Origin of the sequence: Gordonia sp. PP30 (assembly GCF_023100845.1) — a bacterium.
GTDB lineage: Bacteria > Actinomycetota > Actinomycetes > Mycobacteriales > Mycobacteriaceae > Gordonia.
The window spans coordinates 2,439,466-2,465,080 of record NZ_CP095864.1 but is presented as its reverse complement, the minus strand read 5'-3'; the positions used below and the strand labels follow the sequence as shown (position 1 = coordinate 2,465,080).

Annotated in this window: 30 protein-coding genes; 25 read left to right on the top strand and 5 right to left on the bottom strand. The window is 70.1% G+C overall.

Going from position 1 to position 25,615, the window contains the following annotated elements:
* The first annotated feature begins 39 nt into the window (after positions 1 to 39).
* The 6 genes from MYK68_RS11405 to MYK68_RS11380 are packed head-to-tail and all read left to right on the top strand — an operon-like array spanning position 40 to position 4,351.
* Positions 40 to 522, top strand: a complete 483-nt coding sequence (locus tag MYK68_RS11405) for a MarR family winged helix-turn-helix transcriptional regulator (protein WP_247863822.1) — start codon at positions 40 to 42, stop codon at positions 520 to 522.
* Positions 519 to 2,003, top strand: coding sequence for an amidase (locus MYK68_RS11400; protein ID WP_247863821.1), 1,485 nt, complete (start codon positions 519 to 521; stop codon positions 2,001 to 2,003). The genes MYK68_RS11405 and MYK68_RS11400 overlap by 4 nt, the downstream gene beginning before the upstream one ends.
* Positions 2,004 to 2,059: 56 nt before the next feature.
* The gene (gene dapB / locus MYK68_RS11395; RefSeq protein WP_247863820.1) at positions 2,060 to 2,818 is read left to right on the top strand and encodes a 4-hydroxy-tetrahydrodipicolinate reductase; all 759 of its coding nucleotides are present in this window, start codon (positions 2,060 to 2,062) and stop codon (positions 2,816 to 2,818) included.
* A gap of 3 nt (positions 2,819 to 2,821) precedes the next feature.
* A complete protein-coding gene (locus MYK68_RS11390; RefSeq protein WP_247863819.1) occupies positions 2,822 to 3,340 on the top strand; it encodes an NADH-ubiquinone oxidoreductase chain 4L in 519 nt (172 codons plus the stop codon).
* Positions 3,333 to 3,890, top strand: coding sequence for a TIGR03086 family metal-binding protein (locus MYK68_RS11385; protein ID WP_247863818.1), 558 nt, complete (start codon positions 3,333 to 3,335; stop codon positions 3,888 to 3,890). The genes MYK68_RS11390 and MYK68_RS11385 overlap by 8 nt, the downstream gene beginning before the upstream one ends.
* Complete coding sequence (locus tag MYK68_RS11380; RefSeq protein ID WP_247863817.1) at positions 3,890 to 4,351, top strand: flavodoxin family protein; 462 nt, start codon at positions 3,890 to 3,892, stop codon at positions 4,349 to 4,351. The genes MYK68_RS11385 and MYK68_RS11380 overlap by 1 nt, the downstream gene beginning before the upstream one ends.
* A gap of 9 nt (positions 4,352 to 4,360) precedes the next feature.
* Here MYK68_RS11380 and MYK68_RS11375 read toward each other — a convergent pair whose 3' ends face one another.
* Complete coding sequence (locus tag MYK68_RS11375; protein WP_247863816.1) at positions 4,361 to 4,735, bottom strand: winged helix-turn-helix transcriptional regulator; 375 nt, start codon at positions 4,733 to 4,735, stop codon at positions 4,361 to 4,363.
* A 133-nt stretch (positions 4,736 to 4,868) separates the two neighbouring features.
* Between MYK68_RS11375 and MYK68_RS11370 the strand changes: the two genes are divergently transcribed.
* The 14 genes from MYK68_RS11370 to MYK68_RS11305 all read left to right on the top strand — a co-directional run bounded on the left by MYK68_RS11370 (position 4,869) and on the right by MYK68_RS11305 (position 15,611).
* On the top strand, positions 4,869 to 5,519 hold the full coding sequence (locus MYK68_RS11370; protein ID WP_247863815.1) for an NAD(P)-dependent oxidoreductase: 651 nt from the start codon (positions 4,869 to 4,871) through the stop codon (positions 5,517 to 5,519).
* A 477-nt stretch (positions 5,520 to 5,996) separates the two neighbouring features.
* Positions 5,997 to 6,170 carry a hypothetical protein gene (locus MYK68_RS11365; RefSeq protein WP_247863814.1) on the top strand — a complete coding sequence of 58 codons (174 nt, stop codon included), beginning with the start codon at positions 5,997 to 5,999 and terminating at the stop codon, positions 6,168 to 6,170.
* A gap of 42 nt (positions 6,171 to 6,212) precedes the next feature.
* Positions 6,213 to 7,202 carry a zinc-binding metallopeptidase family protein gene (locus tag MYK68_RS11360; RefSeq protein WP_247863813.1) on the top strand — a complete coding sequence of 330 codons (990 nt, stop codon included), beginning with the start codon at positions 6,213 to 6,215 and terminating at the stop codon, positions 7,200 to 7,202.
* An 80-nt stretch (positions 7,203 to 7,282) separates the two neighbouring features.
* A complete protein-coding gene (locus tag MYK68_RS11355) occupies positions 7,283 to 8,041 on the top strand; it encodes a thymidylate synthase (RefSeq protein ID WP_247868025.1) in 759 nt (252 codons plus the stop codon).
* 19 nt (positions 8,042 to 8,060) lie between these two features.
* The gene (locus MYK68_RS11350; protein ID WP_247863812.1) at positions 8,061 to 8,564 is read left to right on the top strand and encodes a dihydrofolate reductase; all 504 of its coding nucleotides are present in this window, start codon (positions 8,061 to 8,063) and stop codon (positions 8,562 to 8,564) included.
* Positions 8,561 to 9,787: a winged helix-turn-helix domain-containing protein gene (locus tag MYK68_RS11345; RefSeq protein WP_247863811.1), complete on the top strand. Its 1,227-nt coding sequence runs from the start codon at positions 8,561 to 8,563 to the stop codon at positions 9,785 to 9,787. Before MYK68_RS11350 ends, MYK68_RS11345 begins: the two co-directional genes overlap by 4 nt.
* Positions 9,788 to 9,830: 43 nt before the next feature.
* Positions 9,831 to 10,601 (top strand): class I SAM-dependent methyltransferase, encoded by a 771-nt coding sequence (locus tag MYK68_RS11340; RefSeq protein WP_247863810.1) that lies wholly within the window; start codon positions 9,831 to 9,833, stop codon positions 10,599 to 10,601.
* 50 nt (positions 10,602 to 10,651) lie between these two features.
* On the top strand, positions 10,652 to 10,999 hold the full coding sequence (locus tag MYK68_RS11335) for a helix-turn-helix transcriptional regulator (RefSeq protein ID WP_247868024.1): 348 nt from the start codon (positions 10,652 to 10,654) through the stop codon (positions 10,997 to 10,999).
* Between the two features lie 69 nt (positions 11,000 to 11,068).
* The gene (locus tag MYK68_RS11330; RefSeq protein WP_247863809.1) at positions 11,069 to 11,476 is read left to right on the top strand and encodes a VOC family protein; all 408 of its coding nucleotides are present in this window, start codon (positions 11,069 to 11,071) and stop codon (positions 11,474 to 11,476) included.
* 250 nt (positions 11,477 to 11,726) lie between these two features.
* The gene (locus MYK68_RS11325) at positions 11,727 to 12,260 is read left to right on the top strand and encodes a hypothetical protein (protein ID WP_247863808.1); all 534 of its coding nucleotides are present in this window, start codon (positions 11,727 to 11,729) and stop codon (positions 12,258 to 12,260) included.
* A 36-nt stretch (positions 12,261 to 12,296) separates the two neighbouring features.
* Complete coding sequence (locus tag MYK68_RS11320; RefSeq protein ID WP_247863807.1) at positions 12,297 to 12,680, top strand: hypothetical protein; 384 nt, start codon at positions 12,297 to 12,299, stop codon at positions 12,678 to 12,680.
* Entirely contained in the window at positions 12,677 to 13,885 is a 1,209-nt protein-coding gene (locus MYK68_RS11315; protein WP_247863805.1) for a CaiB/BaiF CoA transferase family protein, read from the top strand. Before MYK68_RS11320 ends, MYK68_RS11315 begins: the two co-directional genes overlap by 4 nt.
* Positions 13,878 to 14,798: a hydroxymethylglutaryl-CoA lyase-like TIM-barrel protein gene (locus tag MYK68_RS11310; RefSeq protein WP_247863803.1), complete on the top strand. Its 921-nt coding sequence runs from the start codon at positions 13,878 to 13,880 to the stop codon at positions 14,796 to 14,798. The genes MYK68_RS11315 and MYK68_RS11310 overlap by 8 nt, the downstream gene beginning before the upstream one ends.
* Before the next feature lie 42 nt (positions 14,799 to 14,840).
* Positions 14,841 to 15,611 (top strand): HAD-IIB family hydrolase, encoded by a 771-nt coding sequence (locus MYK68_RS11305; RefSeq protein WP_247863801.1) that lies wholly within the window; start codon positions 14,841 to 14,843, stop codon positions 15,609 to 15,611.
* On the opposite strand, the gene MYK68_RS11300 is transcribed toward MYK68_RS11305, so the two are convergent.
* Both MYK68_RS11300 and MYK68_RS11295 read right to left on the bottom strand, forming a co-directional pair.
* The gene (locus tag MYK68_RS11300; RefSeq protein WP_247863800.1) at positions 15,608 to 16,465 is read right to left on the bottom strand and encodes a tyrosine-protein phosphatase; all 858 of its coding nucleotides are present in this window, start codon (positions 16,463 to 16,465) and stop codon (positions 15,608 to 15,610) included. The two genes, MYK68_RS11305 and MYK68_RS11300, sit on opposite strands and share 4 nt — an antisense overlap.
* 74 nt (positions 16,466 to 16,539) lie before the next feature.
* Positions 16,540 to 16,920 (bottom strand): VOC family protein, encoded by a 381-nt coding sequence (locus MYK68_RS11295; RefSeq protein WP_247863798.1) that lies wholly within the window; start codon positions 16,918 to 16,920, stop codon positions 16,540 to 16,542.
* Positions 16,921 to 17,024: 104 nt separating this feature from the next.
* Here MYK68_RS11295 and thyX point away from each other — a divergent pair, with 104 nt between their 5' ends.
* From thyX to MYK68_RS11270, 5 genes are all read left to right on the top strand, one after another.
* Positions 17,025 to 17,774 (top strand): FAD-dependent thymidylate synthase, encoded by a 750-nt coding sequence (gene thyX, locus MYK68_RS11290; RefSeq protein WP_247863797.1) that lies wholly within the window; start codon positions 17,025 to 17,027, stop codon positions 17,772 to 17,774.
* A gap of 39 nt (positions 17,775 to 17,813) precedes the next feature.
* The gene (gene dapA / locus MYK68_RS11285; RefSeq protein WP_247863795.1) at positions 17,814 to 18,719 is read left to right on the top strand and encodes a 4-hydroxy-tetrahydrodipicolinate synthase; all 906 of its coding nucleotides are present in this window, start codon (positions 17,814 to 17,816) and stop codon (positions 18,717 to 18,719) included.
* Positions 18,719 to 20,611 (top strand): ribonuclease J, encoded by a 1,893-nt coding sequence (locus MYK68_RS11280; protein ID WP_247863785.1) that lies wholly within the window; start codon positions 18,719 to 18,721, stop codon positions 20,609 to 20,611. The genes dapA and MYK68_RS11280 overlap by 1 nt, the downstream gene beginning before the upstream one ends.
* A gap of 72 nt (positions 20,612 to 20,683) precedes the next feature.
* Entirely contained in the window at positions 20,684 to 23,566 is a 2,883-nt protein-coding gene (locus tag MYK68_RS11275; RefSeq protein ID WP_247863783.1) for a DNA translocase FtsK, read from the top strand.
* 188 nt (positions 23,567 to 23,754) lie between these two features.
* Positions 23,755 to 24,735, top strand: a complete 981-nt coding sequence (locus MYK68_RS11270) for a TerC family protein (RefSeq protein ID WP_247863782.1) — start codon at positions 23,755 to 23,757, stop codon at positions 24,733 to 24,735.
* On the opposite strand, the gene MYK68_RS11265 is transcribed toward MYK68_RS11270, so the two are convergent.
* Positions 24,736 to 25,017: a YciI family protein gene (locus MYK68_RS11265; protein WP_247863780.1), complete on the bottom strand. Its 282-nt coding sequence runs from the start codon at positions 25,015 to 25,017 to the stop codon at positions 24,736 to 24,738.
* 16 nt (positions 25,018 to 25,033) lie between these two features.
* Positions 25,034 to 25,579, bottom strand: coding sequence for an amino-acid N-acetyltransferase (locus MYK68_RS11260; protein ID WP_247863778.1), 546 nt, complete (start codon positions 25,577 to 25,579; stop codon positions 25,034 to 25,036).
* Between the last annotated feature and the right edge of the window lie 36 nt (positions 25,580 to 25,615).

Here is a 25,615-nt window from a genome sequence, read left to right as displayed (position 1 = left end):
CACACCGGACCGAACGGTCCCCATCTCCGAGAGGGCGACGTGAGCGAGAGCACGCAGATTTCCGGCGAATACGACTATCGCGGCCTCGGCGACGAGCCGAGCCTCCGGATGGCGAAGGCACTCACACGCCTCGAGGGCTTCCGGCGTCATCGGCCCCGCGACGGCGGGCTCGGTGCCGCGGACATGCGCCTGTTGTGGCTCCTGGTGGAATCCGGCCCGCAGACGCTCGCCGAGGTGACCTCGGCGCTCGGTCTGGAGCGGTCGACGGTGAACCGCCAGGTCAATGCGGCGGTCGCGGCGGGTCTGCTGGGGAAGGAGCGCATCGCGGCGTCCAGCGCGTACCGGGTGTTCCTCACCGCGGACGGCTATCGCGCCTTCGGCGAGGGTGCCCGCCGGGTCCTCGCGTCGATCGGCGAGACGCTCGCCGACATGGGGGAGGACGACTCGACGCGCCTGCTCGAACTGACCGAACGCTTCGTCGACGCCTATGGGCGCCGGATCGGTGGTGAACTAGAGGGATGAACCTCGACGAATACCTGTCTTACGACGCCACCGGACTCGCTGAACTGGTCGCCACCGGCGAGGTGACGCCCGCCGAACTCCTAGACCTCGCCCGGCAGCGACTCGCCGCGGTGAATCCCGCTCTCAACGCCGTGGTGATCGAGACCGCCGAGAACGCCGACGTCCAGGTGGCCGGCGACCTCACCGGACCGTTCGCCGGGGTGCCGTTCCTGATCAAAGACCTGTCGCAGGAGTACCGCGGCTACCCGACCACCGGCGGCTGCAAGGCTCTGCGCAACGACATCGCGACGGAGAACGCGCTGGTCACCGACCGCTTCCTGGATGCGGGGCTGGTGATCTTCGGCAAGACCAACACCCCCGAACTCGGTTCCAAGGGGATCACCGAGTCGCAGCTGTGGGGGCCGGCGCGCAACCCCTGGGACACCACGAGGACGCCCGGCGGCTCGTCGGGCGGTTCGGCCGCCGCGGTGGCCGCGGGAGTGGTTCCGGCCGCGGGCGCCAACGACGGCGGGGGATCGATCCGTATTCCGGCCGCCACCACCGGCCTGGTGGGACTCAAGCCGAGCCGCGGTCTGGTGCCTTACGGGCCGCAGACCGGTGAGCCGATGTTCGGAATGGCCGTGGAGGGTGTCGTCTCGCGGACCGTGCGCGACACCGCCCGCCTGCTCGACACCATCGTCGGCGCCGATCCGGCCGCGGACTATCTCGCCCAGTTCCCGCCGGAGCCCTTCGCCGCCCGGCTGGCGGAGCGGCCGGGCCCGCGCCGCATCGGGTATTCCGCGCACTCGGCCATTCGCGGCGAGCCGACACCGTCGGCGCGGCGGGCGATGGAGGAGACCGCGCAGCTGCTCACCGACCTCGGTCATCATGTCGAGGAGGTGCCGCCGCCGTACGACGACAAGGCGCTGGCCGGGACCTTCCTGACGATCTGGTTCGCGCAACTCGCCGGTCAGGTGGCCGAGATCAAGGAGCGCACCGGTGCCGGTGACGGCGACTTCGAGGCCGACACCCTCGCGATGGTCGAACTGGGCCGGGCGAACGGCGCGGTCGGGCTGCTGCGGGCGCTCGGCGAGATCACCGGGTACACGCGGGCGATGACGACGTTCTACGAGAGCTACGACCTGTTCATGACGCCGACGCTCGCCGAGGAGCCGATCAAGGTCGGCTCCCTCGAGACTCCGGCGCCGTTGCGGGCAGGCGCCCGTCTGGCGCATCGGCTGCACGGCGGCCGGCTGCTCACCGCCACCGGTGTGATCGAGCAGATGATCGACGACAACCTCGGCTGGGTGCCCTACACCCAGATGGCGAACCTCACCGGCCGCCCGGCCATCACCGTCCCGATCCACTGGACCCCCGCGGGCCTGCCGCTGGGCGTGCAGTTCAACGGGCCTCTCGGCGCGGACGGTGCGCTTCTGCGATTCGCGGCTCAGCTGGAGGAGGCGGCACCCTGGATCGACCGGTTCCCGGCCCAGCCCGCCTGAACACCACCGCCTAGACTCGGTGCCGAGAGCGGCGTCGAGTGATGAAGGTGGAGACGATGAGCAGCGGTGCGATCCGGGTCGGTGTGCTGGGCAGCAGGGGCAAGGTCGGGCAGGCGATCGTCGCCGGGGTGCAGGCCGCGGAGGACACCGAGTTCACCGTCGGCGTGGACACCGGCGATCCGCTGAGTTCGTTCGTCGACTCCGGCACCCGGGTGGTGGTCGACTTCACCCACCCCGATGCGGTGATGGACAACCTGAAGTTCCTGATCGACAACGGTATCCACGCCGTCGTCGGCACCACCGGATTCACCGATGAGCGACTGTCCCAGGTGCAGGCCTGGATCGACGATGCGGACAACGGCGTCGGTGTGCTGATCGCCCCGAACTTCGCGATCGGCGCGATCCTGTCGATGTACTTCGCGGAGAAGGCGGCGCCGTACTTCGACTCGGTGGAGATCGTCGAACTGCATCATCCGTACAAGGCCGACGCGCCGTCGGGGACGGCGGGACGTACGGCCGGGCTCGTCGCGCAGGCCCGGGCCAAGGCCGGCAGTGCCCCGATGCCCGATGCCACGTCGACCGGGCTCGAGGGTGCCCGCGGGGCCGACGTCGACGGGGTGCGCGTGCACTCGGTACGACTCGCCGGACTCGTCGCGCACCAGGAAGTGCTGCTCGGCACGCAGGGGGAGACGCTCACCATCCGGCACGACTCCATCGACCGCACGTCGTTCGTGCCCGGCGTGCTCCTGGGCGTCCGCGAGATCGGCACCCATCCCGGTCTGACCGTGGGCCTCGACCGATTCATGGACCTGTAGCCGATGGCGGATCAGCGGAGGGCGAAGCAGAAGGATGCCCGGCCGATCGTCCTGATGATCGGATTCATGGTCTTCGCGATCGGCGTCTACCTGGTGCTGCTCAGCCGGTCCGCGGTGCGGCTCATCCAGACCGGCGGCGCGGTGGGCATCGGCCTGGGCGTCGGTGTCTTCATCCTGCCGGTGATCGGCGTCTGGATCGTCGTGCGCACACTGCAGGCCGGGATCGAGCACCAGCGGATGGCCGCGGCGGTGGCCGACGCCGGGCGCGACCTGAACGTCGACGACCTGCCCCGCCGGCCGTCCGGCCGGATCGAGCGGGACGCCGCGGACGAGCTGTTCGCGCAGGTCAAGATCGAATGGGAGGCCGACCCCTCGGACTGGATGAGCTCCTACCGGATCGCTCGCGCCTACGACTACGCCGGCGACCGCAAACGGGCCCGCGAGATGATGTCGCGCGCCGCGGAGGGATACCGGGCCGCGAAGGCGGCCGGAGGACTCGCGGAGACACGCGAGCATGAATGATGCCGACCGGACACTCGACGACGCCGAGGCCCTCTGGGCCGCAGCGCTGTCGAGTGCCGGTGCCGGCACCCTCTCGGCGCCGAGCGGCTGCGGCGAGTGGAGCAACCGCGAGTTGATCGACCACGTGATCGGCGGCGCCGACCGGTACCGGATGCTGATCGAGGGCGCCTCCGCCGGCGACACCGCGGTCACCCGGGGCCGGGACTACATCGGCGACGATCCGGTCGCGGCGTTCTGGCGATACGAGCGCGCTCTGCGCGCCGCGGCCTCGTCGGCCGATCTCGGCCTGCCGGTGGACCATCGCGCCGGGCCTCGGTCCGGCACGGAACTGATGACGATGCGCGTCATGGAGCTGACGCTGCACGCGCAGGATCTGTGCGTGGGTCTCGGGATTCCGTGGGCGCCGCCGGAGCGGCTCTGCGAGTATCTGCTGACCGAGGCCGCGCCGGTGATCGACGGCCTGCGCGGACTCGGTCTGTTCGCCGCCGCGACGGCACCCCGATCCGCGACGCCCGCGGATCGGCTGCTCGCTTTCACCGGGAGGTCGTGATGTCCGAGCCTCGACGACTGCTGATCGTGCACCACACGCCGTCGCCGCACTGCCAGGAGATGCTGGAAGCGGTGATCGCGGGGGCCACCGACCCGGACATTCGGGGCGTGCGCGTGATCCGGCGCGCCGCTCTCACGCTGTCGCCGGTCGACGTGCTGGAGGCCGACGGCTATCTGCTCGGTTCGCCGGCGAACCTGGGCTACATGTCGGGTGCGCTCAAGCACGCGTTCGACGTCATCTACTACCCGTGCCTCGACGCCACCGGCGGGCGTCCGTACGGACTGTTCATGCACGGCAATCAGGGCACCGAGGGAGCTCAGCGGAGCGTCCACTCGATCGCCGGTGGACTCGGCTGGGTCAAGTCGGCCGACGACGTCGTCGTCTCCGCCAAGCCGACGAAAGACGAAGTCGAGGCCTGCTGGAATCTCGGCGCGACCGTCGCGGCGTGCCTGATGGACTGACTCGGGCCGTCAGGATCCGGTGCGCGCGGCCTGCTCGCGGGCGTCGAGGATCTCGCCGATGTGCGTGTTGGCCCAGAGTTCGAGCTCGTGCAGCGGTGCGCGCAGCGAATGGCCCAGGGGGGTGAGTTCGTATTCCACGCGCGGCGGGATCTCCGGGTACTGGGTGCGGGTGAGGAGGCCGTCGCGCTCCAGGCCGCGCAGCGTCTGGGTGAGCATCTTCTGGGAGATGCCGTCGATGCGGTGGGCGATCTGGCTGAAACGGCGAGGGCCGTCGCTGAGCGTCCCGATGATCAGCACGGTCCAGCGGTCGCCGATCCGGTCGAGGATGTCGCGCGTCGGGCAGTTGCGGTCGTACGGGTTCGGGGCCGTCGGTGCGCCGGTCATGCCGGGTCCCTTCTTCGTCGGTGTGTAAGTTACCGAAAAGTGCCTACTTACCAATAGAGAGTAACACGCCTACAGTGAGTCAAGAGGGGTCGTGAACAGGTCACGACCCGGAACGACAAAGGGAGAACTCTTCATGGCGCACATCACCGTTCTGGGCGGCACCGGCTACGCGGGCCGCCACCTCGTCGCGGCCGCCGCGAGCCGGGGACACTCGGTGACCTCGTACAGCCGCTCGCAGCCGTCGTCGCCGGTCGCCGGTGTCGACTACCGTACCGGCGATCTGACCGATCCGGCCGTCCTCGCCGCGGCCACGCAGGGGGCCGATGTCGTCGTCTCGGCGCTCTCCCCGCGCGGTGAACTGGAAGGACCCGGCGTGCTGCGCGCGCTGGAACAGACGATCGCCGATGCGGCGGCGACGGCAGGCGTGCGCTTCGGGGTCATCGGCGGCGCGGGCTCCCTGCTCGTCGCGCCGGACGGCCCGCGCGTCGCCGACACCCCGGACTTCCCGGCGGAGATCAAGCCGGAGGCGCAGGAGATGGCCGGCGTACTCGACGATCTGCGCGCGAGCGACTCGGGAGTGGACTGGTTCTACGTGAGCCCGGCCGGCGGCTTCGGGCCCTGGGCCGAGGGCGAGGCCACCGGTACCTATCGCATCGGCGGCGATGTGCTGCTGGTCGACGACGCCGGTCAGTCGAACATCTCCGGCGCCGACTTCGCGGACGCGGTCGTGCGCGAGATCGAGACGCCGGCGCACCGCGGCTCCCGGTTCACGGTGGCCTACTGAGCCGCGGCAGCCGCGTATCCGAGAAGGGCGCGCATCGCAAGGGGTGACCCGCCCGGCCTGTGGACGGCGGCCGTCGTCCACAGGCCGGAGACTGGGGGACTGGTGCCGCCGGTACGCCGCGGGAGACGCTGGTCTCCGACGAGGGGAGCCGGCGATGGGGGCACAGGTCTGGGTCACGCTAATCGTCGGCCTGGGGGCGACGTTCGGTGTGCTCGCCACGCTGTGGCAGCGGCAGCGATCGGAACATCTCCGACCGTGTTGAGCAGCGCCGCGATCGCCTGCGGCACGACGAGCAGCAAGCGCGTGTCGAGTGGTGGCGACGGTCGGAGTGGGCCGTTGAACTGGCGTTATCGGATGACGACGCGACAGAGGCGACAGGGATCGAAACGCTCGAAGCTCTCGTCTTGTCGCCACTGCAGACACCCAGTGAGTTCGGTATCGTCGAGATATACCTGAAGAATCGGGGAGGAATCGGCGATGGATCTCAGTGAGAGCGAGCGCCAGCGGATGAACGCCGACTACACGCTCCGTGGCAGGACCCCGCGGGCGCGGTCGGCAGCGGCGCGAGCATTGGTGACGATCGCCCGTCGGCGTGGTGAAGAGCCGGACCAGTGGGTGCTCGACGTCGCCGAGGGCCGGCTCCCCGCCTGATCGCGCCGTGCGCGGGGTCGTCGACCGTGCGAGTCTGGAACGGTGAAACGCTACTCATGCCGTCGCTGCGGCGCGGCGCTGTTCTTCGAGAACTCCATCTGCGTGACGTGTGGCTCGGCGGTCGCGTTCTCGCGCGCGGAACGCGAGATCGTGCCGGTCGACGACGGCTCCTACGTCGACGCGGACGGGCTGATCTGGCACGTCTGCGAGAATCTCGGACTGTCGGGCTGCACCTGGCTGGCGGAGGTCGCCGGTGGTCAGTGCTTCGCGTGCGATCTGACGCGGACGCGTCCGGCCGATGACGACGAGACCGGCATCGCGCAGCTCGTGGACGCCGAGCGCGCCAAGCGGCAACTGGTGGCCGAACTCGATACCCTCGGATTCCCGCTGGTCGGCAAGCGGGACGACCCGCTGAACGGACTCGCTTTCGACCTGCTGTCCAGTGCCGACGAGCAGGTGCTCATCGCCCACGCGGATGGAATCGTCACGATCGATCTCGCGGAGAGCGACGACGTGCACCGCGAGAAGGTGCGCGATCAGCTGGACGAGCCGTACCGGACGATGCTCGGGCACCTGCGGCACGAGGTCGGCCACTACTACGAATGGCAACTGGTGGAACTGGTCGGCGGCGGCCTGCTCGATCGGGCCAGGACGTTGTTCGGCGACGAGACGTCCTCGTATCAGGACGCGGTCGCGCGGCATTACGACGACGGACCTCCGCCGGGATGGGAGGAGACGTTCGTCTCGTCGTACGCGACGATGCATCCGTACGAGGACTTCGCCGAGACATGGGCGCACTATCTCCATATCCAGGATGCCGTGGAGACGGCCGTCGCGTACGGCCTGCTTCCGGCCCGGGAGGTGCGCAGCCGGGACTCCTTCCGGGATCTGGTGAGCCGGGACTGGATTCCGCTCGCGACGGCTCTCAACATGGTCAATCGCTCGATGGGTCTGCACGATCTCTACCCGTTCGTCCTGTCCGGGCCGATCCTGGACAAGCTGGAGTTCGTCGCGGCCCTGCGTCCGGTGTAGCGGAGGCCGGCGGATCGGTAGACTCGGTCGATGTGAGCACGAGGATCCCGACCCCGTACGAGGACCTGCTGCGGCAGGTGATGTCGACCGGCACGCCGAAGGCCGACCGGACGGGGACCGGGACCCGCAGCATCTTCGGCGCGCAGCTCCGGTACGACCTTGCCGAGGGCTTCCCGCTGATCACCACCAAGCGTGTCCATCTCAAGTCGATCGTCTACGAGCTGCTGTGGTTCCTGCGCGGTGACTCCAACGTGCGGTGGCTTCAGGAGCATGGTGTCACCATCTGGGACGAGTGGGCCGACGCCGACGGCGACCTCGGCCCCGTCTACGGGGTCCAATGGCGCAGTTGGCCGACGCCCTCGGGCGCGCACGTCGACCAGATCCAGGCGGCGCTCGATCTGCTGACATCCGATCCGGACTCGCGGCGCAACCTCGTCTCGGCGTGGAACGTCGGCGAGATCCCGCAGATGGCGCTGCCGCCGTGCCACGCGTTCTTCCAGTTCTACGTCGCGGACGGCAAACTCAGCTGCCAGCTGTATCAGCGCAGCGCCGACCTGTTTCTCGGGGTGCCGTTCAACATCGCGTCGTACGCGCTGCTCACCCACATGATGGCGCAGCAGGCCGGGCTCGGTGTCGGTGAGTTCATCTGGACCGGTGGCGACTGCCACGTCTACGACAACCACGTCGAGCAGGTCCGCGAACAACTCGCACGTGACCCCTACCCGTATCCGGAACTCGAACTGCGGCAGGCGGATTCGATCTTCGACTACACCTACGACGACGTCCGCGTCGTCGGCTACGAGTCGCACCCGGCGATCAAGGCGCCGGTCGCGGTCTGACGGCAGGAAGAGGAGAGCGGTGGACATCACGCTGGTCTGGGCGCAGGATCGCGCCGGCGCGATCGGGCGCCGGGGCGCCATTCCGTGGCGGGTGCCCGAGGACATGGCTCACTTCCGCGAGGTCACCGGCACGGGTGCGGTGATCATGGGGCGCAAGACCTGGGAGTCGTTGCCGGAGCGTTTCCGGCCGCTGCCGGGGCGACGGAACATCGTGCTGACCCGCTCGGGTGCCTTCACCGCCGACGGCGCGGAGGTGGCGACCGATCTCGAAGCCGCGCTCGAGCTGGTCGGACGGGTCGCGGCGGTGATCGGCGGAGGCGAGATCTATCGCGCCGCCATGGCGCACGCCACGCGACTGCACGTCACGGAAATCGGGATGCTGGTCGACAGCGCCGATGCCTTCGCTCCCGAGGTCGACCTCGACACCTGGGAGCAGGCCCGGGTGAGCGACTGGCGACACTCGCGGACCGGCACGCTCTACCGCTTCCTCGAGTACCGGCGGATCGACTACACCGCCCGGTGACCATCGAACTCTCGCCGGCGCAGGCGCGCCGGATCGCGCTCGCCGCACAGGGATTCGCCGATCCGGTGCCTACCGGTCCGCCCACGCGCGCCCATCTGCGGCGGGTGCTCGGCCGCACCCGGCTGCTCCAGATGGACTCGGTCAACGTGCTGGCACGGGCACACTATCTGCCCGCGTTCAGCCGTCTCGGACCGTACGACGACGCGCTGCTCGACCGCGCCGCGTGGCGATCGACCGCCCGGGCACCCCGGCTCCTCGCCGAATACTGGGCGCACGAGGCCGCACTGATCCCCGTCGACGACTGGCCGCTGTTCCGCTGGCGCATGCGTGAGTACGCCGAAGGACGCTGGCGGCATACGCGAGAGGTGCTGGCGCGCAACGGATCTCTCGCCGACGACGTGGTGGCCGTGATCGCCGAGGCGGGTCCGAGCACGCCGCGCCGCCTCGAAGAAGCACTCGGGATCGAGCGGCCGTCGTCGCAGAAGGGCAGCTGGTGGGTGCGCGGCGAGGTGAAGCACCTGTGCGAGGCGCTGTTCGCCGGCGGCCGGCTCTCCGCGGTGCGCGACGACCAGTTCTCCCGGCACTACGACCTCACCGAGCGGGTCATCGACCCCGGTGTCCTCGCGCAGCGGATCTGTGACGACGATGCCCGGCGCGAACTGGTGCGCCGGGCGGCCGCGGCGCACGGTATCGCGACGGTGGCCGATCTGGCCGACTACTACCGCCTCAAGACGGCGCAGGTCCGCGGGGTGCTCGGCGACCTGATCGACGACGGCACCGTGACCGAGGTGTCCGTCCGGGGCTGGGCGGACCCCGCGTATCTGCACCGCGACGCACGCCGTCCCCGCCGCGTGCGGCGGTCGGCGCTCCTCTCGCCGTTCGATCCGCTCGTCTTCTTCCGGCCGCGTACCGAACGGCTCTTCGACTTCCACTACCGGATCGAGATCTACGTCCCCGAACACAAGCGCGTGCACGGCTACTACGTGCTGCCGTACCTGCTCGACGGCGAGCTGGTCGCCCGTGTCGACCTGAAGGCCGACCGTAAGTCCGGTGTGCTGCACGTACTCTCGGCGCATCGCGAACCGGGCGCCGACGCCGGACCGGTCGCCGAGACGCTGGCGGGTGATCTGCGGGCGATGGCGGACTGGCGCGGTCTGGGTGACGTCGTCGTGCATCCGCGCGGCGACCTGTCCGGGCCGCTCGCGGTGGCCGCCGCGCGTTAGCCTCGCCGAGCGGAGCTGTTGCGTCCGGCGTAAATTCTGGTTTGTGAACTGGTTCAGCACCGGGGGCGCCGGCTACGCCGAGCACCGCCCGACCTATCCCGCGAGGCTGGCGCGCCTGCTGGCCGAGGCCGCACCGCGCCGCCGTGTGGCGGTGGACGTCGGTTGCGGAACCGGACAGTTCACCGCGCTGCTGGCCGAGTACTTCGACACCGTGATCGGGCTGGACCCCAGCCTGGATCAGCTGGCGAACGCCGCGGTCCGGCCGGAGATCGAGTACCGCGCGGCCCCGGCGGAGGCGACCGGACTGCCCGACGGCGGTGCCGATCTGATCACCGTCGCCCAGGCGGCCCACTGGTTCGACCTGCCCGTCTTCTACGACGAGGTCCGGCGGATCGCCGCCGACGGTGCCGTGCTGGCGCTCATCACCTACGGGGTGGTGGAACTCGAGCCCGATCTGGCGCCGCGGTTCTCGCGGCTGTACACCGAGGAGATCGGGCCGTACTGGCCGCCCGAACGCAGGCATGTCGACAACCACTACGCCGATCTCGAGTTCCCCTTTCCGCGGATCCCGATCGAGGCGCCCGCCATCGAGCGGGACTGGACGCTCGACGAGTTCACCGGCTATCTGCGGACCTGGTCCGCGGTGCGCCGCGCGGAGACGGAGGGCACCGACGACGTCGTCGAAGCCTTCGCCGACGACGTTCGCGGGGACTGGGGCGACGAGCACCGGCTTGTCCGGTTCCCGGTCACGGTGCTGGCCGGCGTCGTGCGGGACCGAGGTGCCCGGAACGGCGGCGGGGCGTCGGACGGGTGAGCCCGCAGTCACCGGAGACGCTGGCGCATCTGCGGCGGGCTCGCGACCTGATGGACCGTGACTACGCGCAGCCTCTCGACGTCCCGGCGATGGCGGCGCGCGCACTGATGTCGCCGTCGCACTTCTCGCGCGAGTTCAAGACGGCGTACGGCGAGACTCCCTACGGCTACCTCGTGACCCGGCGGGTGGAGCGTGCGATGGCGTTGTTGCGCGGCGGGTCGTCGGTGACCGACGCCTGCATGACGGTCGGGTTCTCATCGCTCGGGTCGTTCAGCAGCACCTTCACCCGGATCGCGGGTGAGACTCCGTCGGCCTATCGTGCTCGCCCGCACGACGGGCTCGAGGCGATGCCGTCGTGCATCACCAAGATCCTGGCCCGGCCGATGCCTCCGCGCTGAGTACGGCGTCCCGGCTTCGAGCAGGATTGGAGAAGCACCGCGCGGCCGACGGCCCCTACCGTGGGAGCCATGAGCAACGACATCGATCTCACCGCCACTCCCATCACCGTCGACGACGTCGACGCCGCTCTCGGCTTCTACCGGGACGGTCTCGGCCTCGAGGTGAAACTCGACGTCCCGAACGGCGAATTCCGTTGGGTCACACTGGGTTCGGCCGACTCGGAGTCGAACATCGTCCTGTCCGCCCCGGGCGCCGGCCGCTCGCCGGAGGACGCGGAGGCGCTGCACCGCCTGGTCGCCAAGGGCGTGATGGGGCCGTACATCTTCACCGCCGGTGACCTGGACACGGTGTTCAACCGGCTCGTCGACAGCGGCGCCGAGGTGCTGCAGGAGCCGACGGTCCAGCCGTGGGGGCCGCGCGACTGCGCCTTCCGCGATCCGGCGGGAAACATGATCCGGATCAACGCGGCCGGCTGACCTCGCGCGCGTCATCCGAACCCGAGCCCCGGTGATATGAGCAGCAGATCCCCGGGTTTGGTGACCACATGCTGGTCACGAACGACGGGCCTCCTCACCTGCCCCGTGGCTGGGGGATGATCCCCCGGGGCTGGTGACCATCGGCGGGTCACCAGTCCCGGATGTGCTCACGCGTCCCAGGTGTGGAGAGCAATCCCGGGGCTGCGCTGCCGACGATCGCCCGCCCGCGCCGACGGTCTACGGTTCTCCTGTGACCAACGACAATCCCGGTATGGAGATCCACGGCGCCTGGGGCGCGCTGCTGCCCGACGACACCCGCGCGCAGATGGCGGTGGTCGGCCGCGACGGCCGGCACGTCGTGATCTATCGCACCCGCGAGGACGACTGGGACACGCTCGCGGTCGCGTACGACGAGGAAGCCGCCAAGCGCACCGCCGACCTGGTCCGGAAGATGACCGGCATGCCCGAATACCTCCGGATCGGCGGAGAAGGGATTCTCACCGGGCTCGACTCGGAGCATCCCGGAGTGGAATGGGTGGTCCCGACCGCCGTCGTCGACGACCCGGACCCCATCGTCCGGATCACCGGCCCGGGCACCGATCGGCTCTGGGCGGTGCCGAGCACCGACGGCGAGGTCCTCGGTCTGCTCAACCCCGACGGCGACCCCCGCGAAATCGCCGAGTTCACCTCGGCCGGCGCCGCCGACGCGTTCATCGCGATGGTGGACGCCCTCTTCGCCCTCGCCGGAAGCCGCGGCTTCACCGAAGGACTGGGCGACGACTGAGCCTGCCCGCCGCCCGACCGCACTACGCTGGGCCCTGTGACTACCTTTCAGAAGGCCGCGCGACAGGTGAACAAGCTGGTGGCGCCGATGCTGAATCTTCCGCTGGTCGGGTCGCTCCTGCGCAGGTCGATGACCGAACTCACCTACACGGGCCGGCGCAGCGGTGAGACCTTCCATCTCGTCGTGAACTACACCCGGCGCGGCGAGGACGAGATCGTCGTCGGCGTGGCCATGCCGGACCAGAAGACCTGGTGGCGCAACTTCTCCCCGGAACCCGGCCCGATCCTGGTGAAGCTCGACGGGACGCAGCGGCCCGGGACCGCCGTCGCCAAGCGCTCCGACAAGGGCACGAGCGTGCGCATCATCTTGCAGCCCCTGGGAATCACCGACGCGGAGGACCACCGCGGGAGCGATCTGTGACCGACCGCCGACTGCCACTCGAGGGTGTCCGCGTCCTGGAGCTCGGCAACTACATCGCCGCGCCGTCGGCCGGGCGACTGCTCGCCGATTTCGGCGCGGAAGTGATCAAGATCGAGCGGGAGAGCGGCGACGAACTCCGTAACTGGCGGCTCTACGCGGGCGAGACCTCCATGCTCTTCCGCACGCTCAATCGCAACAAGAAGTCGATGGTCCTCGACCTGCGCACCGAGGACGGCCGCGACGACGCCGCGCAGCTCGCCGCGCAGTGCGACGTGGTCCTGGAGAACTTCCGGCCGGGCACCCTGGAGAAGTGGGGGATCGGTCCGGACGTGCTCAGCGCGGGCAACCCGGACCTGATCTTCGTCCGCATCTCGGCCTTCGGACAGACCGGACCGTACTCCGAGCGTCCCGGATTCGCGGCGGTCGCCGAGGCCTACGGCGGCTTCCGGGAACTGATCGGCGACCCCGACCGCCCGCCGGTGCGCACCGGCGTCTCCATCGGGGATTCGATCGCCGGACTCTACGGCGCCTTCGGTGCGGTCATGGCCCTGTACGACGTGCTGCGCCGCCGGGACGCCGCGGAGGAGCCGCTGCCGCTCGCCGACCGGATCGTCGACGTCGCGCTCCACGAAGCGATCTTCTCGATGATGGAGTCGCTGGTCCCCGACCTCGGCGCCTACGGGGTGAAGCGCGAGCGCACCGGCGGCCGCATGCAGGGGATCGCCCCGTCGAACGCCTATGTCTGCGCCGACGGCTATTCGGTGGTGATCTCCGGCAACGCCGACGGCATCTGGCCCCGCTACATGGCGGCGATCGGCAGGCCGGATCTGGCGGCCGACCCCGGTCTCGCCGACAACGACGGCCGCTGGAACAGACGCGACGAGGTCGACGACGCGATCGGCGCCTGGACCGCCCGGCACACGCGCGAGGAGGTGTTGTCCGCGATGGAGGCGGCCGGCGTTCCCGCGGGCCCGATCTACACCGCGAGCGACATCGTGGCCGATCCGCAGTACAAGGCGCGCAACATGATTCAGGAGTTCGACGTCGACGCCGGGGGTGCCGGCCCGACCCGGGTCGGTTTCCCGGGGATCGTGCCGGTGCTGGGCGGCGCGTCGTTGCCGATCCGCTCACTCGGACCGGAGATCGGTGAGCACACCGACGAGATCCGCGCCCGGTTCCTCACCGCGGAGCGCGGCGATGAGTGAGCCGGTCCTGCGCGATGTGACACTGCGTGACGGACTCCAGCTGACCGGAAAGCTGCTCGACACCGCGTCGAAGGTGCGTCTCGTCCGGGCCCTCCTCGACATCGGGATCCCGGAGATCGAGATCGGTTCGATGGCCCGCGGCGATCTGGTCCCGCCGATGGCCGACAGTCTCGACGTGATCGAGGCGCTGACCCCGGCCGAACTCGAACGTTGCTGGGTATGGGTCGCCACGCCCCGGCACGTGGAGAAGGCGGCCGCCGCCGGGGCCCGGAACTTCTCCTACTGCTTCTCCGTCTCCGACGCGCACAACCGGGCCAATCTCGGCCGGAGCACGCAGGACAGTCTCGCCGCGCTCCCGGCCGCCGTCGAGCACACCGAGAGCGTCGGGGGCAACATCGAACTCACCCTCGCGACCGCCTTCACCTGCCCGTTCGACGGCCCCGTCGATCCCGGGCGGGTGCTGGAGGTCGTCGCCGATCCGCGCACCGAGGGCACGTGCGACGTGATGCTCGCCGACACCCTCGGGCAGGCGTACCCGCGCCAGGTGCACGACCTGTTCACGGCGGCCCGGCCGGCCGCCGGAGCGCGCCGCCTCGTCTTCCACGGCCACGACACCTGGGGCCAGGGTGTGGCCAACTCGCTGGCCGCGATCGACGGCGGCGCGGCGATGATCGACGGCGCCCTCGGCGGTCTGGGCGGCTGCCCGTTCGCGCCCGGCGCCAGCGGCAATACCGCGACCGAAGACCTCCTGTTCGCACTGCGCCCGGCGTACCTCACCCCGGAACGATTCGCGCGGGCCGTCCGGGCGGGCGAGGAACTCCTCGCGGAGCTGGGGGAGACCTCACGCTCGAAGGCCGCGCAGGGCGCCCGATCCAGGGCCGGGGCGTTCGGCTGGGTGATCGCGGAGTCGTAGCTGCGTCGGGCCCGACCGGCGTGTCTGGCTATGCTGACCGGCATGACTGACGGAGTGACCCACAACGGCAAGACCTATCAGCTGGTCATGTTCGACCTCGACGACACCCTCGCGCCGTCGAAGACGGCCATGAGCGACGACATGGTCGGACTGTTCCGCGAGCTGCTCGGCACCAGCCTCGGCTGCATCATCTCCGGCGGCCAGATGGGCCAGTTCTCCAGCCAGGTCCTCGACCGGCTCGGCGAGTTCGACGACCGCGGCAACCTGCACCTGATGCCCACCAACGGCACCCGCTACCTGCGCTGGGAAGACCCGGAATGGGTCACCGTCTACGCCGAAGACCTGTCCGACGATCAGAAGGCGCGCGCGCTCGCCGTCGTCGAGGAGGGCGCCCGGGAACTCGGCCTGTGGGAGAGCGAGACCTGGGGCCCGATCCTGGAGGATCGGGGCAGCCAGATCACCTTCAGCGCACTCGGGCAGGCCGCGCCGGTCGATGCGAAGGCCGCGTGGGACCCCGACGGCCGCAAGAAGGAGTCGCTGCGGGCCTACGCCGCCGAGCGACTGCCCGACCTGGAGGTCCGCAGCGGCGGCTCCACCTCGGTCGACATCACCGCCAAGGGCATCGACAAGGCGTACGGTGCCCGCCGGCTGATGGACATCCTCGGCCTGGACACCGGCGACATCCTGTTCTTCGGCGACCGCCTCGACGAGGGCGGCAACGACCGGCCGGTGATGGAACTCGGGATCGACTCGATCCCGGTCCACGGCTGGGAGGACACCTACGCGAAGCTCTCGGCCATCGTGCGGGGCTAGACCAGGAGCTGGCGGCGCAGGGCGGCCAGGTCGGCGTCGGACAGCTTGAGGCCGACCTTCAGGTAGCGGTCGAAGGTGCCGTAGCGGGCCTTGACGGCGCGGTACGAGGTGTTGAGCAGTCCCATGTTCACGCCGTTGAGCGGGTCGTTCGCGCGGGCGTGACGGTAGTGGTTGCTGGCCAGGTAGTCGGCGTTGATCGTCGCCCGGTCCACCCCGAGGATGGTCAGCAGCGTCACCGCGACCCAGCCGGTGCGGTCCTTGCCCGCGGTGCAGTGGAACAGCGCGGTGCGGCCCTGCGCGGTGGTGTTCTTGATGGCGATCAAGGTGTCGCGGATCTCCCGGCGGGCCTGCGCGTCGTTGACGAACGCGGAGTACGCCTGCGGCAGGTCGATCAGCGCGAGCGGAGGCACCCCGCCGAGCACGTCGGCCGACATCCACCGCGCCCCCGGCACCGGTCGGTCGGGCTGGATCTGCCGCTCGATCCCGGTGCGCAGGTCGACCACCACACCGACCTTGCGCGCGGCGAGTCTGCGCTGGTCGGACGGGGTGAGCTTGGACAGATTGTCGCTGCGCAGCACCAGATTGTTCACCACTTTGCCGCCGAGTCCGCGGTAGCCCGCGAGCAGCCGGGTGTTGTCGGTGCCCGCCAGGCCGATCTCCCGGCCCGGCACGATCACCTTGTTCGGCAGGGTGACGGTGGTCCACGACGCCGCGAGCGTCGCCGACGGCTGCGCGGCGGCGTGCGGGGCGAACGCGATCGGGGCGAGGGGGGCGAGGAGAGCTCCGGACAGGGCCACCGCGGCGATGCGGTGAGAGGAGCGCAGGCGGGTTCGGGTGCGAGCAGTGTGCGTCATACCGGGGATTCTCGCGTACCGGGGGCGGCGGTGCGCGCCCGCCACCGAGAATTCATCCGCCGGTCCCGGCCGGGTCATGCCAGATTGAGCTGCCACGAGACGCCGAACCGGTCGGACACCCAGGCGAAGGCCGTGGAGAAGCCGTAGTCGCCGACCGGCATCAGCACCCCGCCGCCGTCGCCGAGGGTCGCGGCGAGCCGTTCCAGTTCGGCGCGGTCGTCGACGGCCACGAACAGCGACATCGACGGGGTGAAGTCGAAGGCGTGCGGGACGGCGCTGTCGCTGACCAGGACCCGGAGTCCCGACAGATCCAGTTCCGCGAGCTGCACGCCGGTCGCCGGGTCGGCATGCGGGACCGCGGCGACCACCTCGCCGTCGAACACGCCGAGGTAGAAGTCGATCGCCTCCTGGGCGACGCCGTGCTGGAACATGAGGAAGGGCCGGATCGTCGACATGCGCTCAGGGTATGGGGTCCGGTGCGACGCCGGCCCGCCGTCGGGGACAATGAGCCCGGGTCCCGCGTCGAGTCCGGGGCGGAACACGAAGGAGGCGTCGCACTGTGGCGGAACTGGTCCCGTTGAACGTGCAACTGGTCGCATCGACCACGTTCGACATCCCGGACGTGCCGTGGGCGACCGACGCGGAAGGCGGCGAGGCCCTCATCGAGTTCGCCGGCCGCGCCTGCTACGAGAGCTGGGACAAGCCGAACCCGCGGACGGCCAGCAACGCCGGCTATCTGCGGCACGTGCTGGAGGTGGGGCACACCTCGCTGTTCGAGCACGCCAGCGCGACCTTCTACATCACCGGTATCTCCCGGTCGTGCACGCACGAGCTGATCCGGCACCGCCACTTCTCCTATTCGCAGCTCTCCCAGCGGTTCGTGCCGTCGGGCGACGCCGACGTGGTCGCCCCGCCGGCGATCCGCGGCGACGCCGAACTCGAAGCGCTCTTCATCGCCGCCACCGATGCGAGCCGGGCCGCGTACAACGAACTGCTGGCCGGGCTGGAGGAGAAGTTCGCCGACGTGCCCAACGCGATCCTGCGGCGCAAGCAGGCGCGGCAGGCGGCCCGGTCGGTGCTGCCGAACGCCACCGAGACGCGGATCGTGGTGACCGGCAACTACCGCGCGTGGCGGCACTTCATCGGGATGCGGGCCACCGAGCACGCGGACGTCGAGATCCGGCAGCTCGCGGTGGAGTGTCTGCGGGCGCTGCAGGGGCTGGCGCCGACGGCCTTCGGCGACTTCGAGATCAGCGAACTGGCAGACGGTTCCGAGGTCGCTACCTCGCCGTTCGTGTTCGAGGGCTGACGGTCTCGCGGCCGGTGGGGGTGCGGTAGCGTAATCGGCATGAATTCGCCTGCTGCCGGGGGAGATACCGTGCCTTTCGGAACCAATGCCGTCGCCATGGTCACGCCGTTCGATGCGGAGGGCAAGGTGGATCTGGACAAGGCCGCCGAGCTCGCGGACCACCTGGTGACCGGCGGCCTGGACGCGCTGGTGGTCTCCGGCACCACCGGCGAATCACCGACGACGACGCCCACCGAGAAGAACGACCTGCTGCGCGTGGTGCTCGACGCCGTCGGCGACCGCGCCCGGATCACCCAGGGCGTCGGCAGCTACGACACCGCCGAGTCGGTCCTGCGCGCGCGGGAGGCCGCCGAGATCGGGGCGCACGGGCTCCTCGTCGTCACCCCGTACTACTCCAAGCCGCCGCAGCGGGGCGTGCTCGCGCACTTCCGGACCATCGCCGACGCCACCGACCTGCCGGTGATGCTGTACGACATTCCGCCGCGTTCGGTGATCCCCATCGAGACCGAGACCATCCTGGCGCTCGCCGAGCACCCGAACATCAAGGCCGTCAAGGACGCCAAGAGCGACCTGCACGCCGCGCGCAAGATCATCACCCAGACCGACCTGCAGTACCTCAGCGGCGAGGACGCGCTCAACCTGCCGTGGCTCGCGATCGGCGCGGTCGGCTTCGTCAGCGTGATCGGGCACCTGGTGCCCGGCCGGATGGCGGCACTGCGCGACGCGGTGGCCGCCGGCGACCTGGACACCGCCCGCTCGCTCAGTGACTCGATGGCGCCGCTGGTCGACGCGATGGGTCTGGTCGGCGGCGTGACCATGGTCAAGACCGCATTGCGTCTCACCGGATTCGACGTCGGCGACCCGCGTCTGCCGCAGGTGCCGGCCACACCCGAGCAGATCGAGCAGATCCTCGGCTACCTGCGCGCCGCCGAGGTGATCGCCTGATGACCGGTCCCGGCCGCAGCAGCCGTCGTCGTGCCGGACGCAAGGCGGGCCCGCCCGCCGAGTCCCGCCCGGCGGCCGAGAATCCCACGCAGGACAAGCCGCACCCGGCCGCCGAGGCGGCCACCGGCATCGGCGTCACCGGCGACCTGATCGAGCGGCTGCCCGATCCGCCGGCGCTGGCCCCGAACGGGCTGCGCATCGTCGCGCTCGGCGGCATCGGCGAGATCGGCCGCAACATGACCGTCTTCGAACTCGGCGCCGGGAGCGGAGCGAGCGGGCCGGATGGTGCAGACGGGCGCCTTCTGATCGTCGACTGCGGGGTGCTGTTCCCGGAGGATCAGCAGCCCGGCGTCGACCTGATCCTCCCGGACTTCCGGTATATCGAGGACCGGGTCGGCGACATCGACGCGATCGTCCTGACCCACGGGCACGAGGATCACATCGGCGCCGTGCCGTTCCTGCTCCGGCTGCGCGCCGACATCCCGGTCGTCGGCTCCAAGTTCACCCTCGCGCTGGTCGCCGCGAAATGCCGCGAGCATCGGCTGCGTCCCAAGCTGATCGAGGTCCGGGAGGGCGACCGCCAGCCCTTCGGGCCCTTCGACTGCGAGTTCTTTGCGGTGAACCACTCTATTCCGGACGCGCTCGCGGTCGCCATCCGCACTCCGGCGGGCCTGGTGCTGCACACCGGCGACATCAAGCTCGACCAGTTGCCGCTGGACAAGCGCCTCACCGACCTGGCCGGCTTCAGCCGGCTCGGCGATGAGGGCGTCGATCTGTTCCTGGTCGATTCGACCAACGCCGAGGTCCCCGGCTTCGTCACCCCCGAGCGCGAGATCGGCGGGGTGCTCGACACGGTGATCGGCAAGGCGCAGCAGCGGGTGATCGTGGCGTCGTTCGCGAGCCACGTGCACCGCATCCAGCAGATCGTCGACGTCGCGCACCGGCACGGCCGCCGCGTCGCCTTCGTCGGGCGGTCGATGGTCCGCAACATGCAGATCGCCCAGGACCTCGGCTATCTGGACGTCCCGGAGGGCGTGGAGGTCGACATCGACACCGCCGCGGCCCTGCCCGACGACAAGATCGTCCTGGTCACCACCGGCTCGCAGGGCGAACCGCTGTCGGCGCTGTCGCGCATGGCGCGCGGCGAGCACAGGCAGATCAACATCCGCGCCGACGACCTCGTCGTGCTGGCGTCGTCGCTGATCCCCGGCAACGAGAACTCGGTGTTCGCCGTGGTCAACGGCCTGGCCAAGAGGGGAGCCACGGTGATCACCCAGCAGAACGCCAAGGTGCACGTCTCCGGTCACGCGTCGGCGGGCGAGTTGCTGTACCTGTACAACGCGGTGCGGCCGTCGAACGCGATGCCGGTGCACGGCGAATGGCGGCACCTGCGGGCCAACGCGGCGCTCGCCGAGGCGACCGGGGTGCCGTCCGACCGGATCGTGCTCGCCGAAGACGGTGTCACGGTCGACCTGATCGACGGCCGGGCCCGCATCTCGGGCAAGGTGCCGGTCGGCTTCGTCTATGTCGACGGCAATTCGGTGGGTGACGTCGGTGACTCGACGCTGTCGGACCGCCTGGTGCTCGGCGAGGGCGGCTTCATCTCGATCACCGTCGCGGTCGACGAGCACACCGGCCGGGCGGTCAGCACCCCGCAGATCTCCGGTCGCGGATTCTCCGACGATCCCGATGCGCTCTCCGAGGCGGCGGCACTGGTCGACAAGGCGCTCGACGAGCTGGCCAGCGAGGGGGTGACCGATGCGCACCGGATCGCCCAGGGTGTCCGCCGCACGGTCGGCCGCTGGGTGGCGCAGAAGTACCGGCGCCGGCCGATGATCGTGCCGACCGTTCTGGAGGTCGAGTCGGCCGGGCAGCAATTGCCGCGAGAGTAACAACTTCGACACGGCCCCGACGCGCCTGAGGCGGGTGTGACTGGTGTGGCGCAGAGGCACTAGGCTGAGCGCATGGCTTCTCAGGCAAGCACGCGTAGCTCCGCGCCCGCATCCGGACGTGGCGGTGCCGGCTCCCGCTCCCGCGGCACCCGGTCCACCGCGGCCGGAAGCGGTGGGGGAGCGCGCCGCGCGGCGCCGAAGACGGCGTCGTCGGCCCAGCGCCGCGCGGGCGGCCGGGCGCCGGCCCGCACCCAGCACTCCCAGGATCTGCACCGCGGGGCGTCGACGCTCGGCTCGGTCGGCCGGGGTATCGGCCGCGGCGTCGCCGGTGCCTGGAATCTGACCGCCCGCGGCCTCGGCGGTGTGGCCCGCATCGGGCTGGCGCCCCAGGTGGACCCGGAGGACCCGGATTCGCTCATCGAGCCGACCCGCTCACCCCGGCGCGATGGCGCCGCGCTCGCGTTGACCCTGGTCGCCGCCGTGGTGATCGCCGGCTTCTGGTTCGGGGTGCCGGGTGCGATGGGTGCCTTCGTGGAGGTTCTGGTCCGGGCGGCCATCGGGTCGCTGGGCTATGTGCTGCCGGTGGTGCTGCTCGGCATCGCGGTCGCCCTGATGCGCTGCGGGCCGAACCCGTCGCGCCGGGTGCGCAACGTCGGCGGCGGTCTGCTGCTGGGGCTCTCGGCCCTCGGGCTGGCGCACGTGCTGCTCGGATCGCCGACCGAGTCGGTGGCCCGGCGCGGTGCGGCCGGCTTCTTCGGCTACGCCGTCGGCACCCCGCTGACCCAGGCCGTCACCCTCTGGGTGTCGGTTCCGGTCTTCGTAGTCTGCGGCCTCGGCGGGCTGCTGCTGCTCAGCGGCCGGACGCTCCGCGAGGTGATCGACGCGACCGCGTCGTACCTGGGCATCGGCGCCTACCGCGGTCTCGAAGACGAGTGGGACGACGACTACGACGAGGACGACGCCTACGACGAGTACGAGGACGACGAGCCCGACGAGGAGCCCGCCCCGGCGCGGTCCCCGCGGCCGGCCCGCCGCGCGCGCTCGGTCGTCGACGACGACCCGGACGCCGAGGCCGACTGGGGCGACCCGTACGACAACTATCCGCCCGACGAGCGTCGCCGTCCGGTGGCCCGTACTCGTCGCCCGGCGCCCACCGGCCAGACTCCGGCCGCTCAGTCGCCGGCCGCACCGTCCCGGCCCGCCCGCCGTCCGGCGCGACCCACCGCGGGTGCCGACCGCGACGCCCATCTGGCCGACCTGATGACCGAGCCGTTGCTCGACGCCGCGGTGTCCGAGCTGGTCACCGAGCCCATCGATCCGCCGACGCCGACCCCGGCCGCCGAACCGGTCCGCCGTCCGGCGGCCCGCCGGCCCGCGCCGAATCCGGCGGCGGCGCCCAAGCCGGCGCCGAAGCCGCGGCCCGCGCCGGTCCCGGCGCCGCGCGCCGTGGACGCGGGGGACTACCAGCTGCCGTCGACCGATCTGCTGATCCACGGGGATCCGCCGAAGCTCGGCAGTTCCGCCAACGACGACATGATCGACCGGATCAACGGGGTGCTCGAGCAGTTCAAGGTCGACGCCGCGGTCACCGGTTACACGCGCGGCCCGACCGTCACCCGCTACGAGGTGGAACTCGGCCCCGCGGTGAAGGTGGAGAAGATCACCCAGCTGCAGCGCAACATCGCCTACGCGGTGGCCACCGACAACGTCCGCCTGCTCGCGCCCATCCCGGGCAAGTCGGCGGTCGGCATCGAGGTGCCCAACGCCGACCGCGAGATGGTGCGGCTGGCCGACGTGCTCACCGACCCGGACACCGCCGACGACCCCAGCCCGATGCTGATCGGCCTCGGCAAGGACATCGAGGGCGACTTCGTCAGCGCGAACCTCGCCAAGATGCCGCACCTGCTGGTGGCCGGTTCGACGGGCTCGGGCAAGTCGAGCTTCGTCAACTCGATGCTGGTCTCGCTGCTCACCCGGGCCACCCCGGAAGAGGTCCGCCTGATCCTCATCGACCCCAAGATGGTGGAGCTCACTCCGTACGAGGGCGTCCCGCACCTGATCACGCCGATCATCACCGAACCCAAGAAGGCGGCCGCCGCGCTCGCCTGGCTGGTGGAGGAGATGGAGCAGCGCTACCAGGACATGAAGGCCTCGCGGGTGCGGCACATCAACGACTTCAACGCCAAGGTGCTCTCCGGCGAGATCACCACGCCGCTCGGCAGCGAGCGCGTGTACAAGCCGTATCCGTACATCCTGGCCGTGGTCGACGAGCTCGCCGACCTGATGATGACCGCCCCGCGCGACGTCGAGGACGCCATCGTCCGCATCACGCAGAAGGCCCGCGCCGCCGGTATCCACCTGGTGCTGGCCACCCAGCGGCCGTCGGTCGACGTGGTCACCGGTCTGATCAAGACCAACGTGCCCTCGCGGCTCGCGTTCGCGACGAGTTCGCTGACCGATTCGCGCGTCATCCTCGATCAGCCGGGCGCGGAGAAGCTGATCGGCATGGGCGACGGCCTGTTCCTCCCGATGGGGGCGAACAAGCCGATCCGCATGCAGGGCGCGTTCATCACCGACGAGGAGATCAACGACGTCGTCGAGTTCACCAAGGAGCAGTCCGAGCCGGAGTTCGTCGAGGGCGTGACCAGCGCGAAGGCCGGTGACAAGAAGGAGATCGACGCCGACATCGGCAACGATCTGGACGACCTGCTGCAGGCCGTCGAACTCGTCGTGTCCAGCCAGTTCGGCTCGACCTCGATGCTGCAGCGCAAGCTGCGCGTCGGGTTCGCCAAGGCCGGCCGCCTGATGGATCTGATGGAGACGCGCGGCGTCGTCGGGCCCAGCGAGGGCAGCAAGGCGCGCGAGGTGCTGGTGAAGCCGGAGGACCTGGCCGGGGTGATCGCGTCGATCACCGGCGGCGGTGGTGGCGAGGACGACGAGCAGCCCCCGTTCTGACGTGAGGTAGACTGGCCCTCACGATCAGGAGGGGAGTATCCCCTTCACGACGCTCTCGTCAATACGGCGGCGTGGGCCCGGAGTGCCGATCACTCCGGAACCGCGGCGCCCGGGACGTCGGTCCGCCTCGGGCGGACGGGAGAGACCTCCAGCATCGCTTCCTTAGTGTTGCGCGCTGGAGGTTCGGCATGGATGTCTCTGTTCTCACCTGGGTGATCACCTGCGCGGTGATCATCGGGTTGTTCGTCTTCGATTTCTTCTCCCACGTGCGGGTGCCGCACGAACCGACGCTCCGCGAATCCGGGTTCTGGTCGGCCGTCTACATCAGCCTCGCGCTCGCCTTCGGCGGATTCGTCTGGTGGAGATGGGGCGGCACCTACGGCGGTGAGTACTTCGCCGGATTCGTCACCGAGAAGGCCCTGTCGGTCGACAACCTCTTCGTCTTCGTCATCATCATGGCCAAGTTCATGGTGCCGCGGATCTACCAGCAGAAGGTGCTGCTCCTCGGCATCGTGATGGCGCTGGTCATGCGCGGCGCGTTCATCGCCGTCGGCGCGGCCGCGATCTCCGCGTACAGCTGGGTGTTCTACCTGTTCGGCCTGTTCCTGATCCTCACCGCCGTCAAACTCCTCACCGAGAGCGAAGAGCCGGTGGAGCACGAGCGGGAGCGGGAGGGCCGGATCGAGCGCTTCGCCAAGCGTTTCCTGCGGACCACCGACTCCTACGACGGCGACAAGCTGGTCACCCGGATCGACGGCAAGCGCTATGTGACGCCCCTGCTGGTGGTGCTGATCGTCATCGGATTCACCGACGTGCTCTTCGCACTCGACTCGATCCCGGCGATCTACGGGCTCACCCAGCAGCCGTACCTGGTGTTCACCGCCAACGCCTTCGCCCTGATGGGCCTGCGCCAGCTGTACTTCCTGCTCGGCGGCCTGCTCGACGAGCTGATCTACCTGTCGTACGGGCTGTCGCTGATCCTGGCGTTCATCGGCGTCAAGCTGGTCCTGCACGCCCTGCACGAGAACACGCTCGGCTTCATCAACGGCGGCGCCCCGGTGCACGTGCCGGAGATCTCCACGCCGCTCAGCCTGGGTGTCATCGGCGCCACACTGCTGGTCACGACGGTGGCCAGCCTGGTGGTCAGCCGCCGCCGCGCCCGGACCTGATCAGGCGAAGGGGCCGTACAGGCAGTTCCACTCCCGCACGCGGGTCTCGTCGATCGCACCGACGAGGGCGAACGGGTCGTGGGCCAGCACCTCGGCGGCGGCCTCCGCGTCGTCGGCGTTCACGATGACGAGGGCGCCGCTGCCGTCGGCGAAGGCACCGACGGCGAGGACGATCCCGGCCTCGTGGCCGTCGTGCAGCCAGAGCCGGTGCGCGGGGCGGTGCTCGTCGCGCAGCGCGGCGGTGTCGGGCAGGTAGGTGTATTCGGCGACGTACTTGGGCATGGGATGACCTTACGGCCTACAGATAGGCGAGCATGCGGGTGTTCCCGAGCGTGTTGGGTTTGACGAAGCTCAGGTCCAGGAACTCGGCGACACCGGTGTCGTACGACCGGCACATCTCCTCGTACACCTGGTGCGTCACCGGGGTGCCCTCGATCTCGGCGAACCCGTGCCGGGCGAAGAAGTCCACCTCGAAGGTGAGGACGAACACCCGGTCGAGCTCGAGGTCGCGGGCGACGTCGAGCAGCTTGGCCACCAGCCGGTGACCGATGCCCCGGCCCGCGACGGCAGGGTCGACGGCGACGGTGCGGACCTCGCCGAGGTCGTCCCACATGACGTGCAGCGCCCCGCAGCCGACGACGCGGCGCCCGCCGTCGTCGGCCAGTTCCACCACCCAGAACTCCTGGACCGACTCGTAGAGGGTGACCAGGTTCTTTCCCAGGAGGATCCGGCCGGCGTAGATGTCGATCAGTTCCTTGATGCGTGGGACGTCCGAGGTGCGTGCACGGCGGACGATCGGCTCGCCGTCGTCGGCGGGATGCTCGGCCGGAAGCGCAGTGGACATGACAGACCACGATAGTCCTCGCCGTCCGGCGTGCCC